Below are 21,764 nucleotides of genomic sequence, written 5' to 3'. Positions count from 1 at the left end.
ATCGCTAGAACGAAAAAGGCCAACGCTTAGCGTTGGCCTTTTTTATTGATCGTCGAAACGTCGTCATTCGCTAGCAGTGGCCACGCTCTCAAGCCGATACCCATACCCGTAAATCGTCAGCAGTTGCCAACCGCGATCGGCCGTCAGGCCCAGCTTGTTGCGCAGGCGATAAATATGAGTGTCCAGCGGGCGGGAGGAGACTACTTCTTCATGGGTCCAAAAGCGCTCATACAAGTATTCACGGGACAAAGGTCGGCCCAGATTGGCGAACAGGCAACGGGCGAGACGGTATTCCCGTTCGGTCAGGCTGATGGGGGTTGAGGCGCGGGTGACGGTGAGTTCGGCGTCGTCGAATTCGAGGTCATTGAAGGTCAGTATTTCGGTGGTTGCCGCGCGTTGCAGCCCATGCCGACGAAGCACCGCGCTGACCCGGGCCATCAGCTCGTTGGGACGAAACGGTTTGCTCACGTAATCGTCGGCCCCGGCATTCAACGCCTGGACGATATCGCTTTCGGTATCGCGACTGGTGAGCATGATGGCGGCTGGTGGCATGTCCATGTGTTCACGGGTCCAGCGCAACAACGCCAGGCCGCTGATATCGGGTAGCTGCCAATCGAGGATCAGCAGATCGAAGGTCTCCCGCCGGAGTTGCCGTAGTAAGTCCTCTCCCCGCTCGAAGCAATGCAGCGTCCACGCCTGCTCTCCCGTGACGGGGATCTGTCGCAGTGTCTGTTCCACCCGGCGGAGTTCGGCGGGTTCGTCATCCAGTATTGCGACACGCATGCCGAGTGTTTCCTTCATCTCGTAAGTGCAAAGTGAAAATTCCTGCGGGAGTTTAGGCTGATTGATCGAATCTGAACAATTGTGGCGAATTGCTGCGATGTTCCCAAGTATGGCTACGCTGATGGCACTTCGCCGATGGCATGTTTTAGTCTTCGACCAATTCTGAACAAATATTGAGAATCGGCTCGCAAGGTCACTTATGCCGGTAAATTCGTCGTCGCTGAGCGGCACAGGGGCATTGGGATGTGCTCCGACGCAGGGAGCGTCAACGCCAACCTGGCAGGACTGTCGATTGCCGGTTTTCGACAGTCTGCAGTTCAGGGGAAAACACATGGAGTGCCTGCTCGGTTTTGACACAGGGATGTGTCTTCTCAATATCCTTTGCTCCTATGGCTATCTGCCAGAGCGTCCGGTCAGGTATCGTGCGTCAAGCGCGTGCATTTCCCGGCATGATTTCTACAAGAGCATAAAAAGCAGTCCATGAACCCCATGACCTTATTGCTTCCACGCCGTTCGGGTGTCTGTTTTTTACTGGTTGCCGGCCTGATGGGATTGCTCACCCAAAGTGCATTAGCAGCTGGCGCCTCGGCAAAACGTCTGCCGTATATCGATGAAAACCAACAATGCCGTGGTCAACCGCTGCCGGCGACTGTCGAGCATCTGACCGGCGAAGCCTGGAAGCTGGACGCCAAAGGCAAGCAGACGCCATTGCAGGAAGGCATGTCGATCGACGAAAAGGAAGGCGTCAAAACCTCGCCCTCGGCGTTTGTCAGCCTGTCCCTGGGTGATGGCTCGCGGGTGGTGTTGCCCTCCAGTTCCCATATCACCCTGCACCTCAATGAAGAACATTCGATCCCTCAGGTCATTCTTGAGCAGGGGCAGGTTGAGTCGTATGTGATCAAACGTGCCAGCGACCATGATCGTTTTCAGATCGTCACGCCGGTCGGTGTACTGGGCGTACGGGGCACGCACTTTCGGGTGCGCAACGATGACGGTGGCGAGGCGCTGCTGGAAGTGTTGAACGGGCAAGTGGCGGTCGATCGTGACGAGCAAACGTCGGGCACCCGCCCTGCCCGCTCGGCTGCCAAACGGACTCAGAGCTCTGAAGCTGACGAGGTCCAGGTTATGGCCCGCCAAGGTTTGCGTATTCAGAAACAAGGCACGTTGACGCCAATCGACTTGTTACCTGCCCCACGTTTGTTGGGGCAAGCCGGTCAGACGGGTAATGTGCCTGTCTGGCAATTGATCATGAAACCCATCGAAGGGGCCACGCGTTATCGGGCGCAAGTGGCCACCGACGCAGCCTTTCTGGACATCAAGCAAGAGCAGTTTTCCAGCACGCCAGAGGTCAAATTCAGCGGGCTGAAAGCGTTTTTCTACCATGTTCGCCTGTCGGCCTATGATGCTCAGGGGTTAGAGGGAGAGACCGGGGTGTATGACATTCTCTATTACCCCAGGACTACCCGTGTCCAATAGCGCCCTGGCCGACGACCGATGAAGAGACGGCCAAGGAAGGATGAACGCGAGCCGACCCAGGCTCAGCGGTTGATTCAGCGGATGGTCCGCGAGTGGCTGTGGGTCTGTCTGATCCTGTTGCCGCTGACTGCGATGCTGTCCATGACTCAGGGTCTGGCCCTGAGCAATCTGCTGTATGACAACCTGCGCCGGCTGAGCCCTCTGCCAGTGGACCCGCGAATACTCATCGTCACGATCGATGACTACAGCTTGCAGCAGCTTGGCCAATGGCCGTGGTCGCGGGCCATGCACGCGCAACTGCTTGATCGGCTCAGCGTCGCGAAGGTTAAAGGCGTTCTGTTCGACGTTATCTTCAGCGAGCCCGATAGCCAACACGAGAACGATCAGCTTTTGGCCCAGGCGGCCTGTCGAGCCGGGAATGTTTTCGTGCCGCTGCTGCGCGAAGGCGTCGCGCGTTATGGGCAGCCCTTGGGGGAAATTGAACCGGTGGATCCGCTGAACCATTGTGCCACAGGCGTCGGGCACATCAATGCCGAAGCGGACGCTGATGGGATCGTGCGCAGCGTGTATTTAAGCGAAGGACCGTCGCAAAAAACACGCCCGCAACTGGCTTGGCTGCTGTACGAAGAAACCCTTGCCGACAAGGGAAATGCATCGATGCCAGGTACCCCGGCCCTGCCATCGGCGCAAGGTTGGCAGCGAGCCCACGAAATACGGATTCCTTTCATCCATTCCGACGCGGGCTTTCCCACTGTGCCCTACGTCAGCGTATTGCGCGGCGAAGTCCCGCCCGAGTTGCTGCGCGATCGCTTGATCCTGATCGGCTCGACCGCTCCTGGCCTGGGCGACCGCTACGTGACACCGCAATCGGCCAGCATCGGCACCACACCGGGCATCGAGATCCAGGCGAATATCCTCAACGGGCTGCTGCAACAGCGCAACATCGTGGTTCTCGATCGGCGCTTGGCGGCATTGTTATCGGTGATGATTGTCGGTGAGTTGCTGGGCCTGCTGTTGGTACGTCCGCGCCGCGCCCTATGGCTGACTCTGGGCGCAATGACGGCCGCTCTACTGGGTTCGGGTGTACTGATGCGGCTTGGCTGGTGGTGGTCACCGGCCGCGAGCCTGCTGGGTATGTTGCTGGGCTACCTGATCTGGAATTGGCGAAGGCTGAACGCGGTGCTCGCCTATTTCGGCTGGGAACTGGCGCGCCTGGACAGCGAGCCAAAAGTTTTTCCCGAACGTCGTCGTACCCAAGCCCCGGCCGGTGATGTGCTGCAAGGGCAAATCGTCGCGCTGGAGCAGGCCATGAGCCGGACCCGCGACACCCGACGTTTCATTGCCGATGGGCTTGAATACCTGCCGGTGGCGACGCTGATCAGCGATCCGCAAGGGCGCATTCTACTGGCCAACCGCAAGGCTCGAGAGGTGTTTTGTCGTGGCCTGGTGGGCGAGGACATGCTCGAGCAACTGAACGATCTGGGTTACCCGGTGCCGTCCAATGGAATGCCATCTGCGTTGTCGACTCTGGAGCCGCTGGAGTTTCGTGACACCCAGGCACGCAGCCTGCGTCTGGACCTGGCACCGCTGTTACCAGCCGAGGGCGACTCCGTGATTGGCTGGCTACTGAGCCTCACCGACTTGAGCGTCGAGCGGGACGCCGAAGAACAGCGAGCCGTGTTGCTGCGCTTTTTGTCTCATGACCTCAGAGCTCCCCACTCTGCGATTCTGGCCTTGCTCGACGTTCAGCGGCATCAGGTGTCCGGCGACACTCAAGTGTTCAGCCAGATCGAGTTACAAGTGCGCAAGGCGCTGAAACTGACCGAGGCTTTTGTGCAGTTGGCAAAAGCCGAGTCCGAGGCCTATCAGTTTCAGCCGAGTATGTTCGCGATGTTGTTACTCGATACCTTCGACCAGGCCTCGAGCATCGCTCATCTGAAGAACATTCAGTTGCTGCATGACCTCGACGAAGACGCTGAAGTGTTGGTCCTGGCCGATCAATCGCTACTGACACGGGCACTGTTCAACCTGCTGGAAAACGCCATCAAGTACAGTCCGGCGGGGTCGCGGATCTCAGTGCGAGTGAGTTGTGCCGAGGGCTGGCTGCTGTGCGAAATCGCCGATCAAGGCCGAGGAATTGCTGTCGATGAACTTCCCGAGTTGTTCAGTCAGTATCGGCGTTTTACCTCGGCTCACGGCAGCGATGGCCTGGGGCTGGGTTTGTCCATGGTCAAGGCGGTGGTGGATCGTCATGGCGGGAGGATTTCCTGTCATAGCGTGGTGGGGCAAGGCACGACGTTCAGTGTCCAGTTACCGCTATTGAGTGAGTGAGCCAGACGCTTTCGACGGGCATAAAAAAACCGGCTATATCAGCCGGTTTTTTTTAGTCCGAAATAAACTTATGCACCTTTTTCGACGTTTTATTTGCTTAAGAAATATGTATGTAAATCATAGGTTTAAAAACTAAAAACGACGCTTTTCAACAAAACGGTACACAGGTTATCCACAGAATCTCAGACAGTCACTTGATCAGTAGCGTTGGGTGCCGCCGGGGTTGCTGGCAGCGAACCCATCTCGCGCTGCATCTGTTCGTTCCAGGCCTGCACCCGATCATTCAGATCGGCAATGGCTCGCGGCCCACTACCCTCGGCGTACATCGGCGCGCCAATGATGACGGTGATCACGCCCTGCTTCTTTGCCCAACCGGTTTTTGGCCAGAACTTGCCGGCATTGTGCGCAATCGGCAGTACCGGTAATGACGCATTGACGGCCAACGCGGTGCCACCGCGGGAGAACTTGCCGATGGTGCCGTAAGGAACGCGAGTCCCTTCAGGGAAGATCAGGACCCAGACATTGTCCTTGAGCAGTTCATCGCCCTTCTTCGCCACATGCTTGAGCGCAGCTTTCGGGTTGCCACGGTCGATGGCGATCGGCCGCAGCATCGCCATGGCCCAGCCGAAGAACGGAACGTAGAGCAGTTCGCGCTTGAGCACCTGGCTCAGCGGCTCGAAGTAGGCCGAGAGAAAGAATGTCTCCCAAGTGCTCTGGTGGTTCGACTGAATCACGCAGGGCTGGTCAGGAACGTTCTCGGCACCTTTCACTTCGTAACGGATACCCAGAAAGACTTTGCTCAGCCATAAAGCGCAGCGGCACCAGTACACGTTGATAAAGCGATAGCGCGCCTTGAATGGCAGAAACGGCGCGATAAAAAAGCTCAGGGTGCACCAGAGCAAAGAGCTGGTGCCCAGCAGCAGGTAAAAGAGAAAAGTTCTGATGGCCTGCAGTATCGACATGGCGACATTTACCGTTGCGGGCATTGCCCGCCTATTCAAGCGCACTCCCGATCAGTCCTTGGCCAGGATGTCAGAAGAGCCTTAGTTGTGGATAAGTTCCGCGGCAATCGCCGCCAGATCGTCAAAAATCAAGGTGCCCGCCGGTAGGGTCAAGCCCTGCGTCTTTTCGCCTTTCCCGGTCTTTACCAAAACTGGCTGAGAGTCGACGGCTCTGGCGGCTTCCAGGTCACCGAGAGTATCGCCGACGAACCATAGATTCGTCAGCGAAACGTTGTAATGCGCGGCGATGGTTTTCAACATCCCGGGTCTTGGCTTGCGGCAATCGCAGCCATCGTCTGGCCCATGCGGGCAATAGACGATCAGCCCGACTTCGCCGCCCTGTTCCGTCACCAGCTCGCGCAAGCGAGCGTGCATGGCATCCAGGGTGGCGATGTCGTAATAACCGCGAGCGATGCCCGACTGGTTGGTAGCGACCGCCACCGTCCAGCCGGCCTTGCTCAACTGCGCGATCGCTTCGATCGAACCGGGGAGCGGAATCCACTCCTCCACCGACTTGATGTACGCATCGGAGTCGTAATTGATCACTCCGTCCCGATCGAGAATCAGCAGTTTCAACAGCAAACCCCTTAGCCCAGCAGCGAAATGTCGGCGACGCCGAGGAACAAACCACGCAGACGCGCCAGCAGTGCGTAGCGGTTGGCTCGCACCTTGGCATCTTCGGCATTGACCATCACCGCTTCGAAGAACGCATCCACCGGCTCGCGCAAGGCGGCCAGACGCGCCAACGATTCGCTGTACTGACGAGCAGCGGCCATTGGCTGAACAGCCTGGTCAGCCTGCTGGATCGCCGAATACAGGGAGAACTCGTTGGCGTTGTCGAAGTACTTGGCTTCAACGACCGAAGGAACAGAGCCTTCGACCTTGCTCAGCAAGTTCGAAACACGCTTGTTCACGGCGGCCAGGGCAGCAGCTTCCGGCAATTTGCGGAACGCTTCTACGGCTTGTACACGCTGATCGAAGTCCAGCGCCGAACCCGGCTTCAGGGCACGAACCGACAGGTAAGTCCCGACATCAACGCCTTCGTCTTCATAACGGGCACGCAGACGATCGAAGATGAATTCCAGCACCGAGTCATTCAGGCCGGCAGCCTTGACCTTGGTACCGAACGCATTCACGGCAAACGCCACGGCGTCGTTCAGGTCGAGGTCGAGCTTCTTGTCGATCAGGATGCGCAATACACCCAGCGCAGCACGGCGCAGGGCATACGGGTCTTTGCTCCCGGTTGGCAGCATGCCGATACCGAAAATACCCACCAGTGTGTCGAGCTTGTCGGCGATGGCCACAGCCGCACCGGTCAGCGTGGTCGGCAGTTCAGCGCCGGCACCGCGCGGCATGTACTGCTCGTTCAGCGCCAGTGCGACTTCTTCCGGCTCGCCGTCGTTGAGGGCGTAGTAGTAACCGGCGACACCTTGCATCTCCGGGAACTCGCCGACCATTTCGGTCGCCAGGTCGCACTTGGACAGCAGGCCGGCACGGGAAGCCCATGCGGCGTTACCGCCAATGCGTTGAGCGATGAACGCAGCAAGTTTGGAAACGCGTTCGGCCTTGTCGTAGACGCTGCCGAGTTTTTCCTGGAACACCACGTTCTGCAGACGCAGATTGAAGTCTTCGAGTTTTTGCTTCTTGTCTTGCTTGAAGAAGAACTCGGCGTCGGTCAGGCGTGGGCGAACCACTTTCTCGTTACCGGCGATGATCTGCTGCGGATCCTTGCTTTCGATGTTGGCCACGGTAATGAAACGAGGCAGCAACTTGCCGTCGGCATCCAGCAGGCAGAAATACTTCTGGTTGTCCTGCATGGTGGTGATCAGCGCTTCTTGCGGCACGTCGAGGAAGCGTTCTTCGAACGAGCACACCAGCGGCACCGGCCATTCAACCAGCGCGGTCACCTCATCGAGCAGGCTCGGCGGCACGATGGCCGTCCCTTCCTGCAGCGTCGCCAGTTCTTCGGTGCGCTTGCTGATCAGCTCGCGACGCTCGTTGGCATCGGCCAGCACATAGGCAGCACGCAGATCGCTCAGGTAGTTGGCCGGCGAGGTGATGCGCACGCTTTCAGGATGGTGGAAACGATGACCACGGGAATCGCGGCCGGACTTTTGCGCGAGGATGGTGCAGTCGATGACGTGGTCACCGAGCAGCATCACCAACCATTGAGTCGGGCGAACGAATTCTTCCTTGCGAGCACCCCAGCGCATGCGCTTGGGAATAGGCAGGTCGTTCAGGGAATCTTCGACGATAGTCGGCATCAGGCTCGCGGTCGGCTTGCCGGCGATGCTTTGGCTGTAGCGCAGTTTCGGACCGCTCTGATCGATTTCGCTCAGGTCGACGCCGCACTTCTTGGCGAAGCCCAGGGCTGCTTGAGTCGGGTTGCCTTCGGCATCGAACGCGGCCTGACGCGGCGGGCCGTCGAGGTTGATGCTGCGATCCGGCTGCTGGGTCGCCAGCGCGGTGATCAGCACAGCCAGACGACGTGGCGCAGCGTAGACGGTTTTGGTTTCGTAGTTCAGGCCGGCAGCTTGCAGGCCTTTGTCGATACCGGCCAGAAACGCATCGGCCAGGGTGTTCAGGGCTTTGGGTGGCAGTTCTTCGGTGCCCAATTCAACCAGAAAATCTTGAGCACTCATTGTGCAGCCTCCAGCTTGGCCAGTACTTCATCACGCAGGTCCGGGGTCGCCATCGGGAAGCCCAGCTTGGCGCGAGCCAGCAGATAGGCTTGCGCAACGGAACGCGCCAGGGTGCGTACACGCAGAATGTATTGCTGACGCGCGGTCACCGAGATCGCCCGGCGCGCATCCAGCAGGTTGAAGGTGTGGGACGCCTTCAACACCATTTCGTAGCTCGGCAACGGCAATGGCTGATCGAGTTCGATCAGGCGCTTGGCTTCGCTTTCATAGAAGTCGAACAACTCGAACAGCTTCTCGACGTTGGCGTGTTCGAAGTTGTAGGTCGACTGCTCCACTTCGTTCTGGTGGAACACGTCGCCGTAGGTCACCTTGCCGAACGGACCGTCAGCCCAGACCAGGTCGTAGACCGAGTCCACGCCTTGCAGGTACATGGCCAGACGCTCCAGACCGTAAGTGATCTCGCCGGTCACCGGGTAGCACTCGATGCCGCCCGCTTGCTGGAAGTAAGTGAACTGCGTCACTTCCATGCCGTTGAGCCAGACTTCCCAGCCCAGACCCCAGGCGCCCAGCGTTGGCGACTCCCAGTTGTCTTCGACGAAACGGATGTCGTGCACCAGCGGGTCGAGGCCCACGTGCTTGAGGGAGCCCAGGTACAGTTCCTGGAAGTTGTCCGGGTTCGGCTTCAGGACTACCTGGAACTGGTAGTAGTGCTGCAGACGGTTCGGGTTTTCGCCGTAGCGGCCGTCAGTCGGGCGACGACTGGGCTGCACATAAGCGGCGTTCCAGGTTTCCGGGCCAATGGCGCGCAGGAACGTGGCAGTGTGGAAAGTGCCGGCGCCTACTTCCATATCGTAGGGCTGAAGTACCACACAACCTTGCTCGGCCCAGTATTGCTGGAGGGCGAGGATCAAGTCTTGGAAGGTACGCACGGCTGGCGTAGGCTGGCTCACGAAATTCACCTGTTTCTTGGGCTGCGATTTAAAGAGCGGGAGTATACCCGATTCGGTCCTGCGCACGCCCCCTGGAGCCTTATGCCACGCTGCTTTTGGTGTACCGAAGATCCGCTGTACATGGCTTATCACGATCAGGAGTGGGGCACGCCGCTACGCGATGCGCAGGGTTTGTTCGAGTTGCTTTTGCTCGAAGGGTTCCAGGCCGGGCTTTCCTGGATCACCGTGTTGCGCAAACGAGAGCGTTATCGCGAGGTGTTGTTTGGCTTCGACGTACAGCGCGTGGCACAGATGAGCGATGCGGAAATCGATGAATTGATGCTCGATCCGGGGATCATCCGCAATCGCCTCAAACTCAATGCGGCCCGGCGCAATGCCCAAGCCTGGCTGGCGCTGGAGGACCCGGTGGCGTTTCTCTGGTCGTTCGTCGGCGGAACGCCTGTGATCAATCATTTCAAGGATCGCAGTGAAGTGCCGGCCGTGACACCGGTCGCCGTCGAGATGAGCAAAGGTCTGAAAAAAGCTGGATTCACGTTCGTCGGCCCGACCATTTGTTACGCGTTGATGCAGGCTTCGGGCATGGTCATGGACCACACTCGGGATTGCGATCGCTACGCCACCTTGGCGAACGGCGGTTAGAATAGCCGCCTCGCGCACAGCACAAGATCAGGAGTGACCTGTGGATAAGTTGAAAGGCGCCTTGCTGGTAGGCGCTCTGCGTCTGTTTGCCCTGCTTCCTTGGCGGGCAGTGCAGGCGGTGGGTTCGGCGATTGGCTGGATCATGTGGAAAACCCCCAACCGTTCCCGCGACGTGGTACGGATCAACCTCGCCAAGTGCTTTCCGCAGATGGACCCGGCCGAACGCGAGCGTCTGGTGGGCCAGAGTCTGAAAGACATTGGCAAGTCCCTGACCGAGAGCGCTTGCGCGTGGATCTGGCCGGCTCAGCGTTCCATTGATCTGGTGCGTGAAGTCGAAGGTCTCGACGTGCTCAAGGACGCCCTCGCCTCCGGCAAAGGCGTGGTCGGCATCACCAGCCACTTGGGCAACTGGGAAGTGTTGAACCACTTCTATTGCAACCAGTGCAAACCGATCATTTTCTACCGTCCACCCAAGCTCAAGGCGGTGGATGACTTGCTGCGCAAGCAGCGGGTGCAATTGGGTAACCGGGTGGCCGCTTCCACCAAGGAAGGCATCCTCAGCGTGATCAAGGAAGTGCGCAAAGGTGGTGCAGTGGGTATTCCGGCAGACCCGGAACCGGCCGAATCCGCCGGGATCTTCGTGCCGTTCTTTGCCACTCAAGCCCTGACCAGTAAATTCGTCCCGAACATGCTGGCCGGCGGCAAAGCGGTCGGTGTGTTCCTGCATGCCCTGCGGTTGCCGGACGGTTCTGGTTACAAAGTGATCCTCGAAGCAGCGCCAGAGGCCATGTACAGCACCGATACCGAAACCTCCTGCGCGGCGATGAGCCAGGTGGTCGAGCGCTATGTTCGGGCTTATCCGAGCCAGTACATGTGGAGCATGAAGCGCTTCAAGAAGCGTCCGCCGGGCGAAGAACGCTGGTACTGATGCTGCTGTGGATAACCCCCGGTAAAATCAAAAGATCGCTGGCTTCGCCAGCTCCTACAAAGGCTTGGCGGTTACCTTGTAGGAGCCTGCGATCTTTTGATCTTGATCAGTGCGCCTGACGCTCAAGCTTTTTCAGAAACACCGTCATCTCCTTCTCGGCCTGCTTGTCGCCATGGTTGCGGGCGGCTTCCAGGCCCTGTTCCCAGGCCTGACGCGCCGCCGCGTAATCCGCCAGCGCCAGATGGGCCTTGCCCAATAGCTTCCAGGCCGCCGAATACTTCGGATCGAACTCGACGCAGCGCTGGAAATGCTCTGCGGCTTTGGCGTTTTCACCAAGATCCAGATAACCCTTGCCCAGGCCGAAGCGCAGCAGCGAGTTATCCACACCCTTGGCGAGCATTTTTTCCAGGGATTCGATCATGGTGGATTCCTTATTGAGGTTCTTCAGGGATGCCTGTTTGTTCTTGAGATTGCTTTCGCGGGCAAGCCCGCTCCCACAGGAATCTCGGTCGTACACAAGATATGTGTTCACTGCAAAACACTGTGGGAGCGGGCTTGCCCGCGAAGAGGCCCGTCCAGCCACTGCAAATGCCGGATCAGAAGAAGCTCAACCCCACATGGAACAGCTTTTCCACATCCCGAATGTGCTTTTTATCCACAAGGAACAGAATCACATGGTCGCCGGCTTCGATCACTGTGTTGTCGTGGGCGATGATCACTTCTTCGTCGCGGATGATCGCGCCGATGGTGGTCCCCGGCGGCAGGCCGATGTTTTCGATGGCCTTGCCGATCACCTTGCTCGACTTCGCATCACCGTGGGCGATGGCCTCAATGGCTTCCGCCGCACCTCGACGCAATGAGTGCACGCTGACGATATCGCCGCGCCGCACGTGGGCCAGCAAGGTACCGATGGTCGCCAATTGCGGGCTTATGGCGATGTCGATGTCGCCGCCCTGGATCAGGTCGACGTAGGCCGGGTTGTTGATGATTGTCATCACCTTCTTCGCGCCCAGACGCTTGGCGAGCAGCGATGACATGATGTTGGCTTCGTCGTCGTTGGTCAGCGCCAGGAAGATGTCGGCGTCGGCTATGTTCTCTTCCATCAGCAAGTCGCGGTCGGAGGCACTGCCCTGCAACACCACGGTGCTGTCGAGGGTGTCCGAGAGATGGCGGCAGCGGGCCGGGTTCATCTCGATGATCTTCACCTGATAGCGGCTTTCGATGGCTTCGGCCAAGCGCTCGCCGATCTGCCCGCCGCCGGCGATGACGATGCGTTTGTAGCTCTCATCGAGGCGGCGCATTTCGCTCATCACCGCACGAATATTCGCTTTGGCGGCGATGAAGAACACTTCGTCGTCGGCCTCGATCACGGTATCGCCCTGGGGCAGGATCGGCCGGTCACGACGGAAAATCGCCGCAACGCGGGTTTCGACATTCGGCATGTGTTCGCGCAGCTGCCGCAGTTGCTGACCCACCAGCGGACCGCCGTAATAGGCTTTCACTGCCACCAGCTGTGCTTTGCCTTCGGCGAAGTCGATTACCTGCAACGCACCCGGATGCTGGATCAGGCGCTTGATGTAGTTGGTAACGACTTGCTCCGGACTGATCAGCACGTCGACCGGAATCGCTTCGTTATCGAACAGTTCGGCGCGGGTCAGGTACGCGGCTTCGCGGACCCGGGCGATCTTGGTTGGCGTGTGGAACAAGGTGTGAGCGACCTGACAGGCCACCATGTTGGTTTCGTCACTGTTGGTCACTGCAACCAACATGTCGGCGTCGTCGGCACCGGCCTGACGCAATACGGTCGGCAGCGAACCGCGACCCTGCACGGTACGGATGTCCAGCCGATCGCCGAGGTCACGCAGGCGTTCGCCATCGGTGTCGACCACGGTGATGTCGTTGGCTTCGCTGGCCAGGTGTTCTGCCAGCGAACCGCCGACCTGCCCTGCGCCGAGGATGATGATTTTCATCCAGTCACTCCTTTAAAACCGGTTAACCGCGCGCGGCGGCAATCTTGATCAGCTTGGCGTAGTAGAACCCGTCATGGCCACCTTCCTGGGCCAGCAATTGGCGGCCATGGGGCTGCTTGATGCCGGCCGCTGTGGCGAGGTCCAGTTCACGGGCACCCGGCGTGCGAGCGAGGAACGCTTCGATGACTTCGGTGTTTTCGGTCGGCAGCGTGGAGCAGGTGGCGTAAAGCAGAATGCCGCCCACCTCCAGCGTTATCCACATGGCGTCGAGCAGCTCGCCCTGAAGCACCGCCAGCGCGGCGATGTCATCGGGTTGGCGGGTCAGTTTGATGTCCGGGTGACGACGAATCACGCCGGTGGCCGAGCACGGCGCGTCCAGCAAAATGCGCTGGAACGGTTTGCCGTCCCACCAGGTCGCGGTGTCGCGGCCGTCGGCGGCGATCAGTTCGGCGCTCAGGCCCAGGCGTGCAAGGTTTTCCCGTACTCGCACCAGACGTTTGGCTTCCAGATCCACAGCCACCACGCCGGCCAGTTTGGGCTCGGCCTCAAGGATGTGGCAGGTTTTGCCGCCCGGTGCGCAGCAGGCGTCCAGCACCCGTTGGCCTGGCGCGAGGTCCAGCAGATCAGCGGCCAGTTGCGCGGCTTCGTCCTGCACGCTGATCCAGCCTTCGGCGAAACCCGGGAGGCTGCGTACGTCGGCCGCTGCGTCGAGGATGATGCCGTCCTGACTGTAAACGCAGGGCTTGGCAGCGATGCCGGCATCACTCAGCAACCGGAGATAAGCATCACGGGAGTGATGACGGCGGTTGACCCGCAAAATCATCGGCGGATGCGCGTTGTTCGCTGCGCAAATGGCTTCCCACTGCTCAGGCCAGAAGGCTTTGAGGGATTTTTGCAGCCAGCGCGGGTGAGCGGTGCGCACCACCGGGTCGTGCTCCAGCTCGGCCAGCAGCGCTTCGCTTTCACGTTGGGCGCGGCGCAGCACGGCATTGAGCAGGGCTTTGGCCCACGGCTTTTTCAGTTTGTCGGCGCAACCGACGGTTTCGCCGATGGCCGCGTGGGCCGGAACCCGGGTGTAGAGCAGTTGGTAGAGGCCGACCAACAACAGCGCCTCGACATCGGCATCGGCTGCTTTGAACGGCTTTTGCAGCAACTTGGCCGCCAACGCCGACAAACGTGGCTGCCAGCGAGCCGTGCCGAACGCCAGGTCCTGGGTGAAGCCGCGATCACGGTCTTCGACCTTGTCCATTTGCGTCGGCAGAGAACTGTTGAGTGAGGCTTTTCCGTTAAGAACAGCAGCAAGTGCCTTGGCGGCAGCCAGACGTGGATTCATTGAGCGTCCGCCGCTTGACCGAGAACGGTGCCGACGGCGAATTTCTCACGACGGCTGTTGAACAAGTCGCTGAAGTTCAGCGCCTTGCCGCCGGGCAATTGCAGACGGGTCAGGCACAGCGCCTGTTCACCGCAGGCGACGACCAAGCCGTCCTTGCTGGCACTGAGGATTTCACCCGGCGCGCCCTGCCCTTGGGCCAGGCTCGCAGCCAGCACTTTCAGCGCTTCACCGTTCAGCGTGCTGTGGGTGATCGGCCATGGGTTGAAGGCGCGAACCAGACGCTCCAGTTCAACCGCCGGGCGACTCCAGTCGATGCGCGCTTCGTCCTTGTTCAATTTGTGTGCGTAGGTGGCGAGGCTGTCGTCCTGCACTTCGCCTTCCAGAGTGCCTGCGGCCAGGCCGGCAATCGCCTGAACCACGGCCGGTGGGCCCATTTCTGCGAGGCGATCATGGAGGCTGCCGCCGGTGTCTTCGGCGCTGATCGGCGTGGTGACCTTGAGCAGCATCGGCCCGGTGTCGAGGCCCAGTTCCATGCGCATTACGGTCACGCCGCTTTCGCTGTCGCCCGCTTCGACGGCGCGCTGGATCGGTGCTGCACCGCGCCAGCGTGGCAGCAAGGAAGCGTGACTGTTGATGCAGCCCAGACGCGGAATATCCAGCACCACTTGCGGCAGGATCAGCCCGTAAGCGACCACCACCAGCAAATCCGGTTTCAGTGCGGCGAGTTCAGCCTGAGCGTCTTCGTTGCGCAGGGTCGGCGGTTGCAACACCTGGATGTTGTTTTCCAACGCCAACTGCTTGACCGGGCTCGGCATCAGCTTCTGCCCACGGCCCGCCGGACGGTCCGGTTGGGTGTAGACCGCAACGATCTCGTAAGGACTGTCGAGCAGGGCCTTGAGGTGTTCGGCGGCGAATTCCGGGGTACCGGCAAAGACAATGCGCAGTGGCTCAGTCATGAAAGCTCTCAATTACAAAGCGTCTTGAAAAGAAAAAGGCTTGCCGCAGCAAGCCTTTGAAAGAAGGGCATCAAGCGTTCTGGCGATGGAGCTTTTCCAGTTTCTTCTTGATCCGGTCGCGTTTGAGCGTAGACAGGTAATCAACGAACAATTTGCCGTTGAGGTGGTCGCATTCATGCTGGATGCATACCGCGAGCAGGCCTTCGGCAATCAGTTCGTACGGTTGGCCGTCGCGGTTCAGGGCCTTGATCTTGACCTTTTGCGGGCGGTCGACGTTTTCGTAGAAACCCGGCACCGAGAGGCAGCCTTCCTGGTACTGGTCCACCTCGTCGGTCAGGACTTCGAACTCGGGGTTGATGAACACCCGCGGTTCGCTGCGGTCTTCGGAGAGGTCCATCACGACGATACGTTTATGCACGTTGACCTGGGTCGCGGCGAGGCCGATGCCTGGCGCTTCATACATTGTTTCAAACATGTCATCGACCAACTGACGCACTTCGTCGTCCACTACAGCCACTGGTTTGGCGATAGTACGCAGGCGCGAGTCGGGGAATTCGAGGATGTCTAAAATGGCCATAAGCTCAATTGCTGCACGTGTGAGGTAAAGTCGGGTCGATGGCCTGGCGAGTCCGAGGATGCAGGCTACCGTTGTGAACGTAGCTTCCGGCTTTTCAATAATGAGCAGGAAGCGAGCCACGAGGGCTCTGGCGTTTCACGCGAACGTACATAATAAAGGGATTCACCGCATGAGGAAATCACTACTCGCCTTGCTCCTTCTGGCCTCGGCCGGTTTTGCGCATGGGCAAGTGCAACTCAGGGAAGGTTTTCCACAGCAATACACCGTGGTGGCAGGGGACACACTCTGGGACATTTCCGCCAAATACCTGCGTGAACCGTGGGAATGGCCGCAGCTTTGGCAGGCCAATCCACAAATCGAAAACCCCAATCTCATCTATCCGGGCGATACGCTGTCGCTGGTTTACGTCAACGGTCAGCCACGCCTGACCCTCAATCGGGGCGCTTCCCGGGGCACTATCAAGCTTTCGCCACGAATCCGCAGCTCGCCGGTGGCCGATGCCATTCCGAGCATTCCGCTGAAATCGATCAACAGCTTTCTGCTGAGCAATCGCATCGTCGACAAGGCAGAGGATTTCGACAAGGCGCCCTACATCGTCGCCGGCGATGCCGAACGGGTGCTCAGCGGCACCGGTGATCGAATATTCGCGCGTGGCCATTTCGACCCGACACAACCGGTGTACGGCATCTTCCGTCAGGGCAAGGTCTACACCGATCCGCAGAGCAAGGAGTTTCTGGGGATCAACGCCGACGACATCGGTGGCGGCGAGATCATTGCCACTGAAGGCGACGTCGCCACCCTGGCCCTGCAACGCACCACTCAGGAAGTACGACTCGGCGACCGGCTGTTCGGCGGTGAAGAGCGCTCGATCAATTCGACCTTCATGCCCAGTGCGCCAACTGCCGAAATCGACGGCTTGATTATCGATGTCCCGCGTGGGGTCACCCAGATCGGCGCGCTGGATGTCGTCACGTTGAACAAGGGGCAGCGCGATGGCCTGGCCGAAGGCAATGTGCTGGCGGTGATGAAAACCGGTGAAACCGTGCGTGACCGAATCACCGGCCAGCCATTGAAAATTCCCGACGAGCGGGCCGGTTTGCTGATGGTCTTCCGCACTTACGACAAGCTCAGCTACGGGCTTGTCCTTAACGCATCGCGCTCTTTGGCGGTGATGGACAAGGTGCGAAATCCTTAAGCCTGCTCACAAGTTACCAACAGAGTTATCCACAGCTTATTCCCGATTCGATGGGACTCTATAACGATCAAGGATGATCCATGTCGCTGTCTGCCTGTACGTCCGTTTCCCCTGCGGAACTGGAAGCCCGTTTACGCCTGCACCGTTTGCCGGAACTCGGCCCTGCACGTTTCAAGAAATTGCTTGAGGCCTTCGGCTCTGCCTCCAAAGCCATCAGCGCACCGGCTAGTGCCTGGCGTGCGTTGGGCCTGCCACTCGCTTGTGCGGAGGGTCGGCGCTCCAGTGAAATTCGTGACGGCGCCAGTCACGCATTGGCCTGGTTAGAGCGCCCGGGCCAGCATTTACTGATGTGGGACCAACCGGACTACCCCGCATTGCTGGCGCAAATCAGTGATGCGCCGCCGCTGTTATTCGTCGCGGGCGATCCGGGAATTCTGGAAAAACCACAGCTGGCGATGGTCGGCAGCCGTCGTGCTTCGCGACCGGGAATGGACACTGCCACCGCGTTTTCCCGCAGTCTGGCCGGCGCCGGTTTTGTCATCACCAGCGGTCTGGCCCTGGGCATTGATGCCGCCGCGCATCAGGCGGCTCTGGACGTTGGCGGGCAAACGGTTGGCGTACTTGGCACGGGGCTGGAAAATTTTTATCCACAGCGCAATCGAAGGCTGGCGGACGCCATGATCGCTTCGGGAAGCGCGGTACTTTCGGAGTTCCCGCTGGACGCCGGCCCTTCCCCCAGCAATTTCCCCCGGCGCAATCGAATCATCAGCGGTTTGTCCCTCGGCGTGCTCGTGGTCGAGGCGAGTGTTGCCAGTGGTTCGTTGATCACCGCGAGGCTGGCGGCGGAACAGGGGCGTGAGGTGTATGCGATTCCAGGGTCGATCCATCACCCTGGTGCAAAGGGTTGTCATCAGCTGATCCGCGACGGTGCGGTGCTGGTGGAAACCATCGAGCACATCCTCGAAGCCTTGCGCGGCTGGCAACGGCTGCCGTTATCCACAGAACCCCCGCAGACAACAGAGACTCATCCGCTGCTCATATTGCTCCACGCGGCGCCCCATACCAGCGAAGCCCTGGCGATCACCAGCGGCTGGGCGTTGTCGAAAGTATTGGCAGCGCTGACGGAACTGGAAATGGACGGCCGTGCGGTCTGTGAAAGCGGCCGCTGGCTTGCGCGGGGACGCTAGGTTTTACAAGGAAGATCGGTAAACTGCGCAGAGCCTTATTCCGGAGAGTCGTTCATGGTCAACAGTTGGCGTGTGCAACAAGCCGCACGAGAAATTCGCGCTGGGGCGGTCATTGCCTATCCAACCGAAGCTGTCTGGGGATTGGGTTGCGACCCGTGGGACGAGGAGGCGGTGGATCGTCTGCTGCTGATCAAGGGACGGTCTGTGGATAAGGGTCTGATTCTGGTGGCTGACAATATTCGCCAGTTCGATTTCCTCTTCGAAGACTTCCCTGAATTGTGGATGGACCGCATGGCCAGCACTTGGCCGGGCCCCAACACCTGGCTGGTGCCGCATCAGAATATGTTGCCGCAGTGGATTACCGGTGTGCATGAAACGGTGGCGTTGCGGGTTAGCGATCACCCACTGGTGCGGGATTTGTGTGCGTTGGTCGGGCCGTTGGTTTCAACCTCGGCCAACCCTCAGGGACGGCCGGCGGCGCGGACGCGGCTTCGCGTGGAGCAGTATTTCCGTGGGCAGGTTGATTGGGTGCTGGGCGGCAATCTGGGTGGGCGGAAGAATCCGAGCGTGATTCGCGATCTGGCCACCGGCCACGTTGTGCGCCCGGATTAATGTGGCGAGGGGGCTTGCCCCCGTTCGGGTGCGAAGCGCCCGCCAATGAGCGATGCGTTCTAACTGACAGACCGCATCTTCAGGTTGGGGACTGCTGCGCAGTCCAACGGTGGCAAGCCCCCTCGCCACAGTCTGGTGTCAAGGCAACAAAACAGTCGAGCCCGTCGTGCGCCGTGCCGACAATTCGGTCTGCGCTTTGGCCGCTTCAGCCAATGGATAGCGCTGGCTGATGTCCACCTTCAACTTGCCGCTGATGATCATCTCGAACAGCTCATCGGCCATGTTTTGCAGGTTTTCAGCGTTGTTGGCGTAGGTCGCCAGGGTCGGCCGGGTCACGTACAGCGAACCCTTCCCCGCGAGAATCCCCAGGTTCACTCCATCTACAGCGCCTGAAGCATTACCGAAACTCACCACCAGCCCCCGAGGCGCGACGCTGTCGAGCGACGTCAGCCAGGTATCTTTGCCGACACCGTCGTACACCACCGGCACTTTTTTACCGTCAGTCAGTTCCAGCACGCGTTGCGCGACGTTTTCATGGCTGTAATCGATGGTCGCCCAGGCACCATTGGCTTTCGCCAGTGCGGCTTTCTCTGGTGAGCTAACCGTGCCAATCAGCTTCACGTCCAAGGCCTTGGCCCATTGGCAGGCCAGGGAACCGACCCCTCCGGCTGCTGCGTGGAACAGAATGGTTTCGCCACCCTTGAGTTCATACGTCTGACGCAGCAAGTACTGCACGGTCAGGCCTTTGAGCATCACGCCGGCGGCCTGTTCGAAGCTGATGGCGTCCGGCAGATGCACCAGATTAGCTTCCGGCAATACATGAACGTCGCTATAAGCGCCCAATGGGCCGCTGCCGTACGCCACGCGATCGCCGATCTTGAAGCGGGTGACTTCGCTGCCGACTGCTTCGACCACACCCGCGCCTTCAGCCCCCAGGCCCGACGGCAAGGCGGGTGGCGCATAGAGGCCGCCGCGGTAATAGGTGTCAATGAAGTTCAGGCCGATGGCCTTGTTGGTCACGCGCACCTGCAGCGGGCCGGGTTCGGCGGGCTGGTAATCGACATGCTCGAGTACTTCGGGGCCGCCATGGGCGCGGAACTGGATACGCTTTGCCATCTGCACTTTCCTTAAGTATTAGCTTCTAGAGTTGTAGCGCCAAGCGCCCTATCGGACTCTTAAAGCTTGACCTTCGTCAACTGCGACGGCACAAGGTGCAGTGTTATCCTACGCAGCAATTTGCCGCCGGCCTGTATGAGCGCCGCGTAGCTTTGCCCGATTCAAGGTGATGCCATGACTACCCGCACCGAGGCCGTAAAAGCCTACCTGCTCGACCTGCAAGACCGCATTTGCGCTGCCCTGGAAGCTGAAGACGGCGGCGCGCGCTTCGTCGAAGACGCCTGGACCCGGCCTGCCGGCGGTGGTGGTCGCACCCGGGTGATTGAAAACGGCGCGGTCATCGAAAAGGGCGGCGTTAACTTTTCCCACGTCTTTGGCAGCGGACTCCCACCCTCCGCCAGCGCTCATCGGCCAGAACTGGCCGGCCGAGGTTTCGAAGCCTTGGGCGTGTCTTTGGTGATTCACCCGCACAACCCCCATGTACCGACATCCCACGCCAACGTACGCTTTTTTATCGCCGAAAAAGAAGGTGAAGAGCCGGTCTGGTGGTTCGGTGGCGGCTTCGACCTGACCCCTTATTACGGTAATGAAGAAGACTGCGTGCACTGGCACCGCGTCGCCGAACAGGCCTGCGCGCCGTTCGGCCCGGACGTCTATCCGCGCTACAAAGCCTGGTGCGACAGTTACTTCCACATCAAGCATCGCCACGAGCCGCGTGGCATCGGCGGTTTGTTTTTCGATGACTTGAACGAGTGGGACTTCGATACCAGCTTCGCCTTCATGCGCGCCATCGGCGATGCGTTTATCGACGCTTACCTGCCGATCGTGCAGCGCCGCAAGAGTGATGCGTTCACGGCCAAACAGCGTGAATTCCAGGAGTTTCGCCGTGGTCGTTACGTCGAGTTCAACCTGGTCTATGACCGTGGCACGCTGTTCGGCCTGCAATCGGGCGGACGTACCGAATCGATCCTGATGTCTCTGCCACCGCAAGTACGCTGGGCCTACGACTGGAAAGCCGAGCCGGGCAGTGAAGAAGCGCGCCTGACCGAGTACTTCCTGCAAGACCGCGATTGGTTGGCCAAGGCCTGATTCCAGGGTTTGAGTTTTTGCATCGTCGGGGCTGCAGTCAAGATCGCAGCCTTCGGCAGCTCCTACGGTTGAGGAATGTAGATGGATCGTTACGTCGTATTCGGTAACCCGATTGGCCACAGCAAGTCGCCGCTGATTCACCGTTTGTTCGCCGAGCAGACGGGGCAAAAACTGGACTACAGCACTTTGCTGGCGCCCCTCGATGATTTTTCCGGCTGTGCCCAGGCATTTTTCCGCGAAGGGCGTGGGGCGAATGTGACGGTGCCGTTCAAGGAAGACGCCTATCGTTTGGCGAACAGCTTGACCAAGCGAGCGCAGCGGGCCGGCGCGGTGAATACCCTGAGCAAACTGGCCGATGGCAGTTTGCTGGGTGACAACACCGATGGCGCCGGGCTGGTACGGGATCTGACGGTCAACGCCGGATTCAGCCTTGCGGGCAAACGCATCCTGCTGCTCGGGGCCGGCGGTGCGGTGCGTGGTGCGTTGGAGCCGCTGCTGGCGGAGCAACCGGCGTCGGTGATCATCGCCAACCGCACGGTGGAAAAAGCCGAATTGCTGGCGGAATTGTTCGCGGATCTGGGGCCGGTGTCGGCCAGTGGCTTCGATTGGTTGCGGGAGCCGGTGGACCTGATTATCAACGCTACGTCCGCCAGTCTGTCAGGCGATGTACCGCCGATTGCCAGCAGTTTGATCGAGCCGGGCAAGACGGTTTGCTACGACATGATGTACGGCAAGGAGCCGACCTCGTTCTGCCGCTGGGCCAGCGAGCACGGCGCGGCAGTGGCGATGGATGGCTTGGGAATGCTGGCCGAGCAGGCGGCGGAAGCTTTCTATCTTTGGCGCGGTGTGCGGCCGGATACGGCGCCGGTGCTGGCCGAACTCCGCCGGCAATTGGCGCTTTAAGATCAAAAGATCGCAGCCTTCGGCAGCTCCTACGCGTATTTTCGTACCCCTGTAGGAGCTGCCGAAGGCTGCGATC

The 21,764-nt window shown here is 59.7% G+C and carries 20 protein-coding genes; 9 read left to right on the top strand and 11 right to left on the bottom strand.

All coding sequences use genetic code 11. The annotated features are described in order from the left end of the window. Positions 1–63 precede the first annotated feature (63 nt). Entirely contained in the window at positions 64–783 is a 720-nt protein-coding gene (locus KGB18_RS00535) for a response regulator transcription factor (protein WP_223569238.1), read from the bottom strand. 480 nt (positions 784–1,263) lie between these two features. On the opposite strand from KGB18_RS00535, the gene KGB18_RS00530 reads away from it, so the two are divergent. Both KGB18_RS00530 and KGB18_RS00525 read left to right on the top strand, forming a co-directional pair. After that, the gene (locus KGB18_RS00530) at positions 1,264–2,259 is read left to right on the top strand and encodes a FecR domain-containing protein (RefSeq protein ID WP_201061082.1); all 996 of its coding nucleotides are present in this window, start codon (positions 1,264–1,266) and stop codon (positions 2,257–2,259) included. 18 nt (positions 2,260–2,277) lie between these two features. Next, the gene (locus KGB18_RS00525; protein ID WP_223569237.1) at positions 2,278–4,590 is read left to right on the top strand and encodes a CHASE2 domain-containing protein; all 2,313 of its coding nucleotides are present in this window, start codon (positions 2,278–2,280) and stop codon (positions 4,588–4,590) included. Positions 4,591–4,772: 182 nt separating this feature from the next. Here KGB18_RS00525 and KGB18_RS00520 read toward each other — a convergent pair whose 3' ends face one another. From KGB18_RS00520 to glyQ, 4 genes are all read right to left on the bottom strand, one after another. After that, complete coding sequence (locus KGB18_RS00520; RefSeq protein ID WP_123720095.1) at positions 4,773–5,552, bottom strand: lysophospholipid acyltransferase family protein; 780 nt, start codon at positions 5,550–5,552, stop codon at positions 4,773–4,775. Positions 5,553–5,633: 81 nt separating this feature from the next. Next, complete coding sequence (gene gmhB / locus KGB18_RS00515; RefSeq protein ID WP_201121319.1) at positions 5,634–6,173, bottom strand: D-glycero-beta-D-manno-heptose 1,7-bisphosphate 7-phosphatase; 540 nt, start codon at positions 6,171–6,173, stop codon at positions 5,634–5,636. Between the two features lie 5 nt (positions 6,174–6,178). After that, entirely contained in the window at positions 6,179–8,233 is a 2,055-nt protein-coding gene (glyS, locus tag KGB18_RS00510; RefSeq protein WP_123720093.1) for a glycine--tRNA ligase subunit beta, read from the bottom strand. Continuing rightward, on the bottom strand, positions 8,230–9,183 hold the full coding sequence (gene glyQ / locus KGB18_RS00505; RefSeq protein ID WP_003213601.1) for a glycine--tRNA ligase subunit alpha: 954 nt from the start codon (positions 9,181–9,183) through the stop codon (positions 8,230–8,232). The genes glyS and glyQ overlap by 4 nt, the downstream gene beginning before the upstream one ends. An 81-nt stretch (positions 9,184–9,264) precedes the next feature. On the opposite strand from glyQ, the gene tag reads away from it, so the two are divergent. Next, entirely contained in the window at positions 9,265–9,822 is a 558-nt protein-coding gene (gene tag, locus KGB18_RS00500) for a DNA-3-methyladenine glycosylase I (protein ID WP_007902964.1), read from the top strand. 40 nt (positions 9,823–9,862) lie between these two features. Continuing rightward, positions 9,863–10,750: a lysophospholipid acyltransferase gene (locus KGB18_RS00495; protein ID WP_007902957.1), complete on the top strand. Its 888-nt coding sequence runs from the start codon at positions 9,863–9,865 to the stop codon at positions 10,748–10,750. Between the two features lie 106 nt (positions 10,751–10,856). Here the strand turns inward: KGB18_RS00495 and KGB18_RS00490 are convergent, their stop codons facing one another. The 5 genes from KGB18_RS00490 to def all read right to left on the bottom strand — a co-directional run bounded on the left by KGB18_RS00490 (position 10,857) and on the right by def (position 15,586). Continuing rightward, a complete protein-coding gene (locus tag KGB18_RS00490) occupies positions 10,857–11,171 on the bottom strand; it encodes a tetratricopeptide repeat protein (RefSeq protein WP_008007911.1) in 315 nt (104 codons plus the stop codon). A 175-nt stretch (positions 11,172–11,346) separates the two neighbouring features. Then, a complete protein-coding gene (gene trkA, locus KGB18_RS00485) occupies positions 11,347–12,720 on the bottom strand; it encodes a Trk system potassium transporter TrkA (protein WP_123720092.1) in 1,374 nt (457 codons plus the stop codon). Between the two features lie 22 nt (positions 12,721–12,742). Then, positions 12,743–14,053, bottom strand: a complete 1,311-nt coding sequence (gene rsmB / locus KGB18_RS00480; RefSeq protein WP_223569236.1) for a 16S rRNA (cytosine(967)-C(5))-methyltransferase RsmB — start codon at positions 14,051–14,053, stop codon at positions 12,743–12,745. Continuing rightward, positions 14,050–15,009: a methionyl-tRNA formyltransferase gene (gene fmt / locus KGB18_RS00475; protein ID WP_123720090.1), complete on the bottom strand. Its 960-nt coding sequence runs from the start codon at positions 15,007–15,009 to the stop codon at positions 14,050–14,052. Before fmt ends, rsmB begins: the two co-directional genes overlap by 4 nt. Before the next feature lie 70 nt (positions 15,010–15,079). Beyond that, positions 15,080–15,586: a peptide deformylase gene (gene def / locus KGB18_RS00470; RefSeq protein ID WP_052963527.1), complete on the bottom strand. Its 507-nt coding sequence runs from the start codon at positions 15,584–15,586 to the stop codon at positions 15,080–15,082. 169 nt (positions 15,587–15,755) lie between these two features. Here def and KGB18_RS00465 point away from each other — a divergent pair, with 169 nt between their 5' ends. From KGB18_RS00465 to KGB18_RS00455, 3 genes are all read left to right on the top strand, one after another. Beyond that, positions 15,756–16,781, top strand: a complete 1,026-nt coding sequence (locus KGB18_RS00465; protein WP_201061069.1) for a LysM peptidoglycan-binding domain-containing protein — start codon at positions 15,756–15,758, stop codon at positions 16,779–16,781. 80 nt (positions 16,782–16,861) lie between these two features. Continuing rightward, entirely contained in the window at positions 16,862–17,968 is a 1,107-nt protein-coding gene (gene dprA, locus KGB18_RS00460) for a DNA-processing protein DprA (protein ID WP_223569235.1), read from the top strand. A gap of 54 nt (positions 17,969–18,022) precedes the next feature. Beyond that, positions 18,023–18,580: an L-threonylcarbamoyladenylate synthase gene (locus tag KGB18_RS00455; RefSeq protein ID WP_030127850.1), complete on the top strand. Its 558-nt coding sequence runs from the start codon at positions 18,023–18,025 to the stop codon at positions 18,578–18,580. A 138-nt stretch (positions 18,581–18,718) separates the two neighbouring features. On the opposite strand, the gene KGB18_RS00450 is transcribed toward KGB18_RS00455, so the two are convergent. Further along, the gene (locus KGB18_RS00450; RefSeq protein ID WP_223569234.1) at positions 18,719–19,696 is read right to left on the bottom strand and encodes an NADPH:quinone reductase; all 978 of its coding nucleotides are present in this window, start codon (positions 19,694–19,696) and stop codon (positions 18,719–18,721) included. Positions 19,697–19,870: 174 nt separating this feature from the next. Here KGB18_RS00450 and hemF point away from each other — a divergent pair, with 174 nt between their 5' ends. Further along, the gene (hemF, locus tag KGB18_RS00445) at positions 19,871–20,785 is read left to right on the top strand and encodes an oxygen-dependent coproporphyrinogen oxidase (RefSeq protein ID WP_123720087.1); all 915 of its coding nucleotides are present in this window, start codon (positions 19,871–19,873) and stop codon (positions 20,783–20,785) included. Between the two features lie 81 nt (positions 20,786–20,866). Then, entirely contained in the window at positions 20,867–21,688 is an 822-nt protein-coding gene (aroE, locus tag KGB18_RS00440) for a shikimate dehydrogenase (protein WP_052963533.1), read from the top strand. Positions 21,689–21,764: the final 76 nt, after the last annotated feature.

Source organism: Pseudomonas sp. BF-R-26 (genome assembly GCF_019947395.1).
Classification (GTDB): domain Bacteria; phylum Pseudomonadota; class Gammaproteobacteria; order Pseudomonadales; family Pseudomonadaceae; genus Aquipseudomonas; species Aquipseudomonas farris.
The sequence above is the reverse complement of the archived record's forward strand: the minus strand, read 5'-3'. Positions and strand labels throughout refer to the sequence as shown.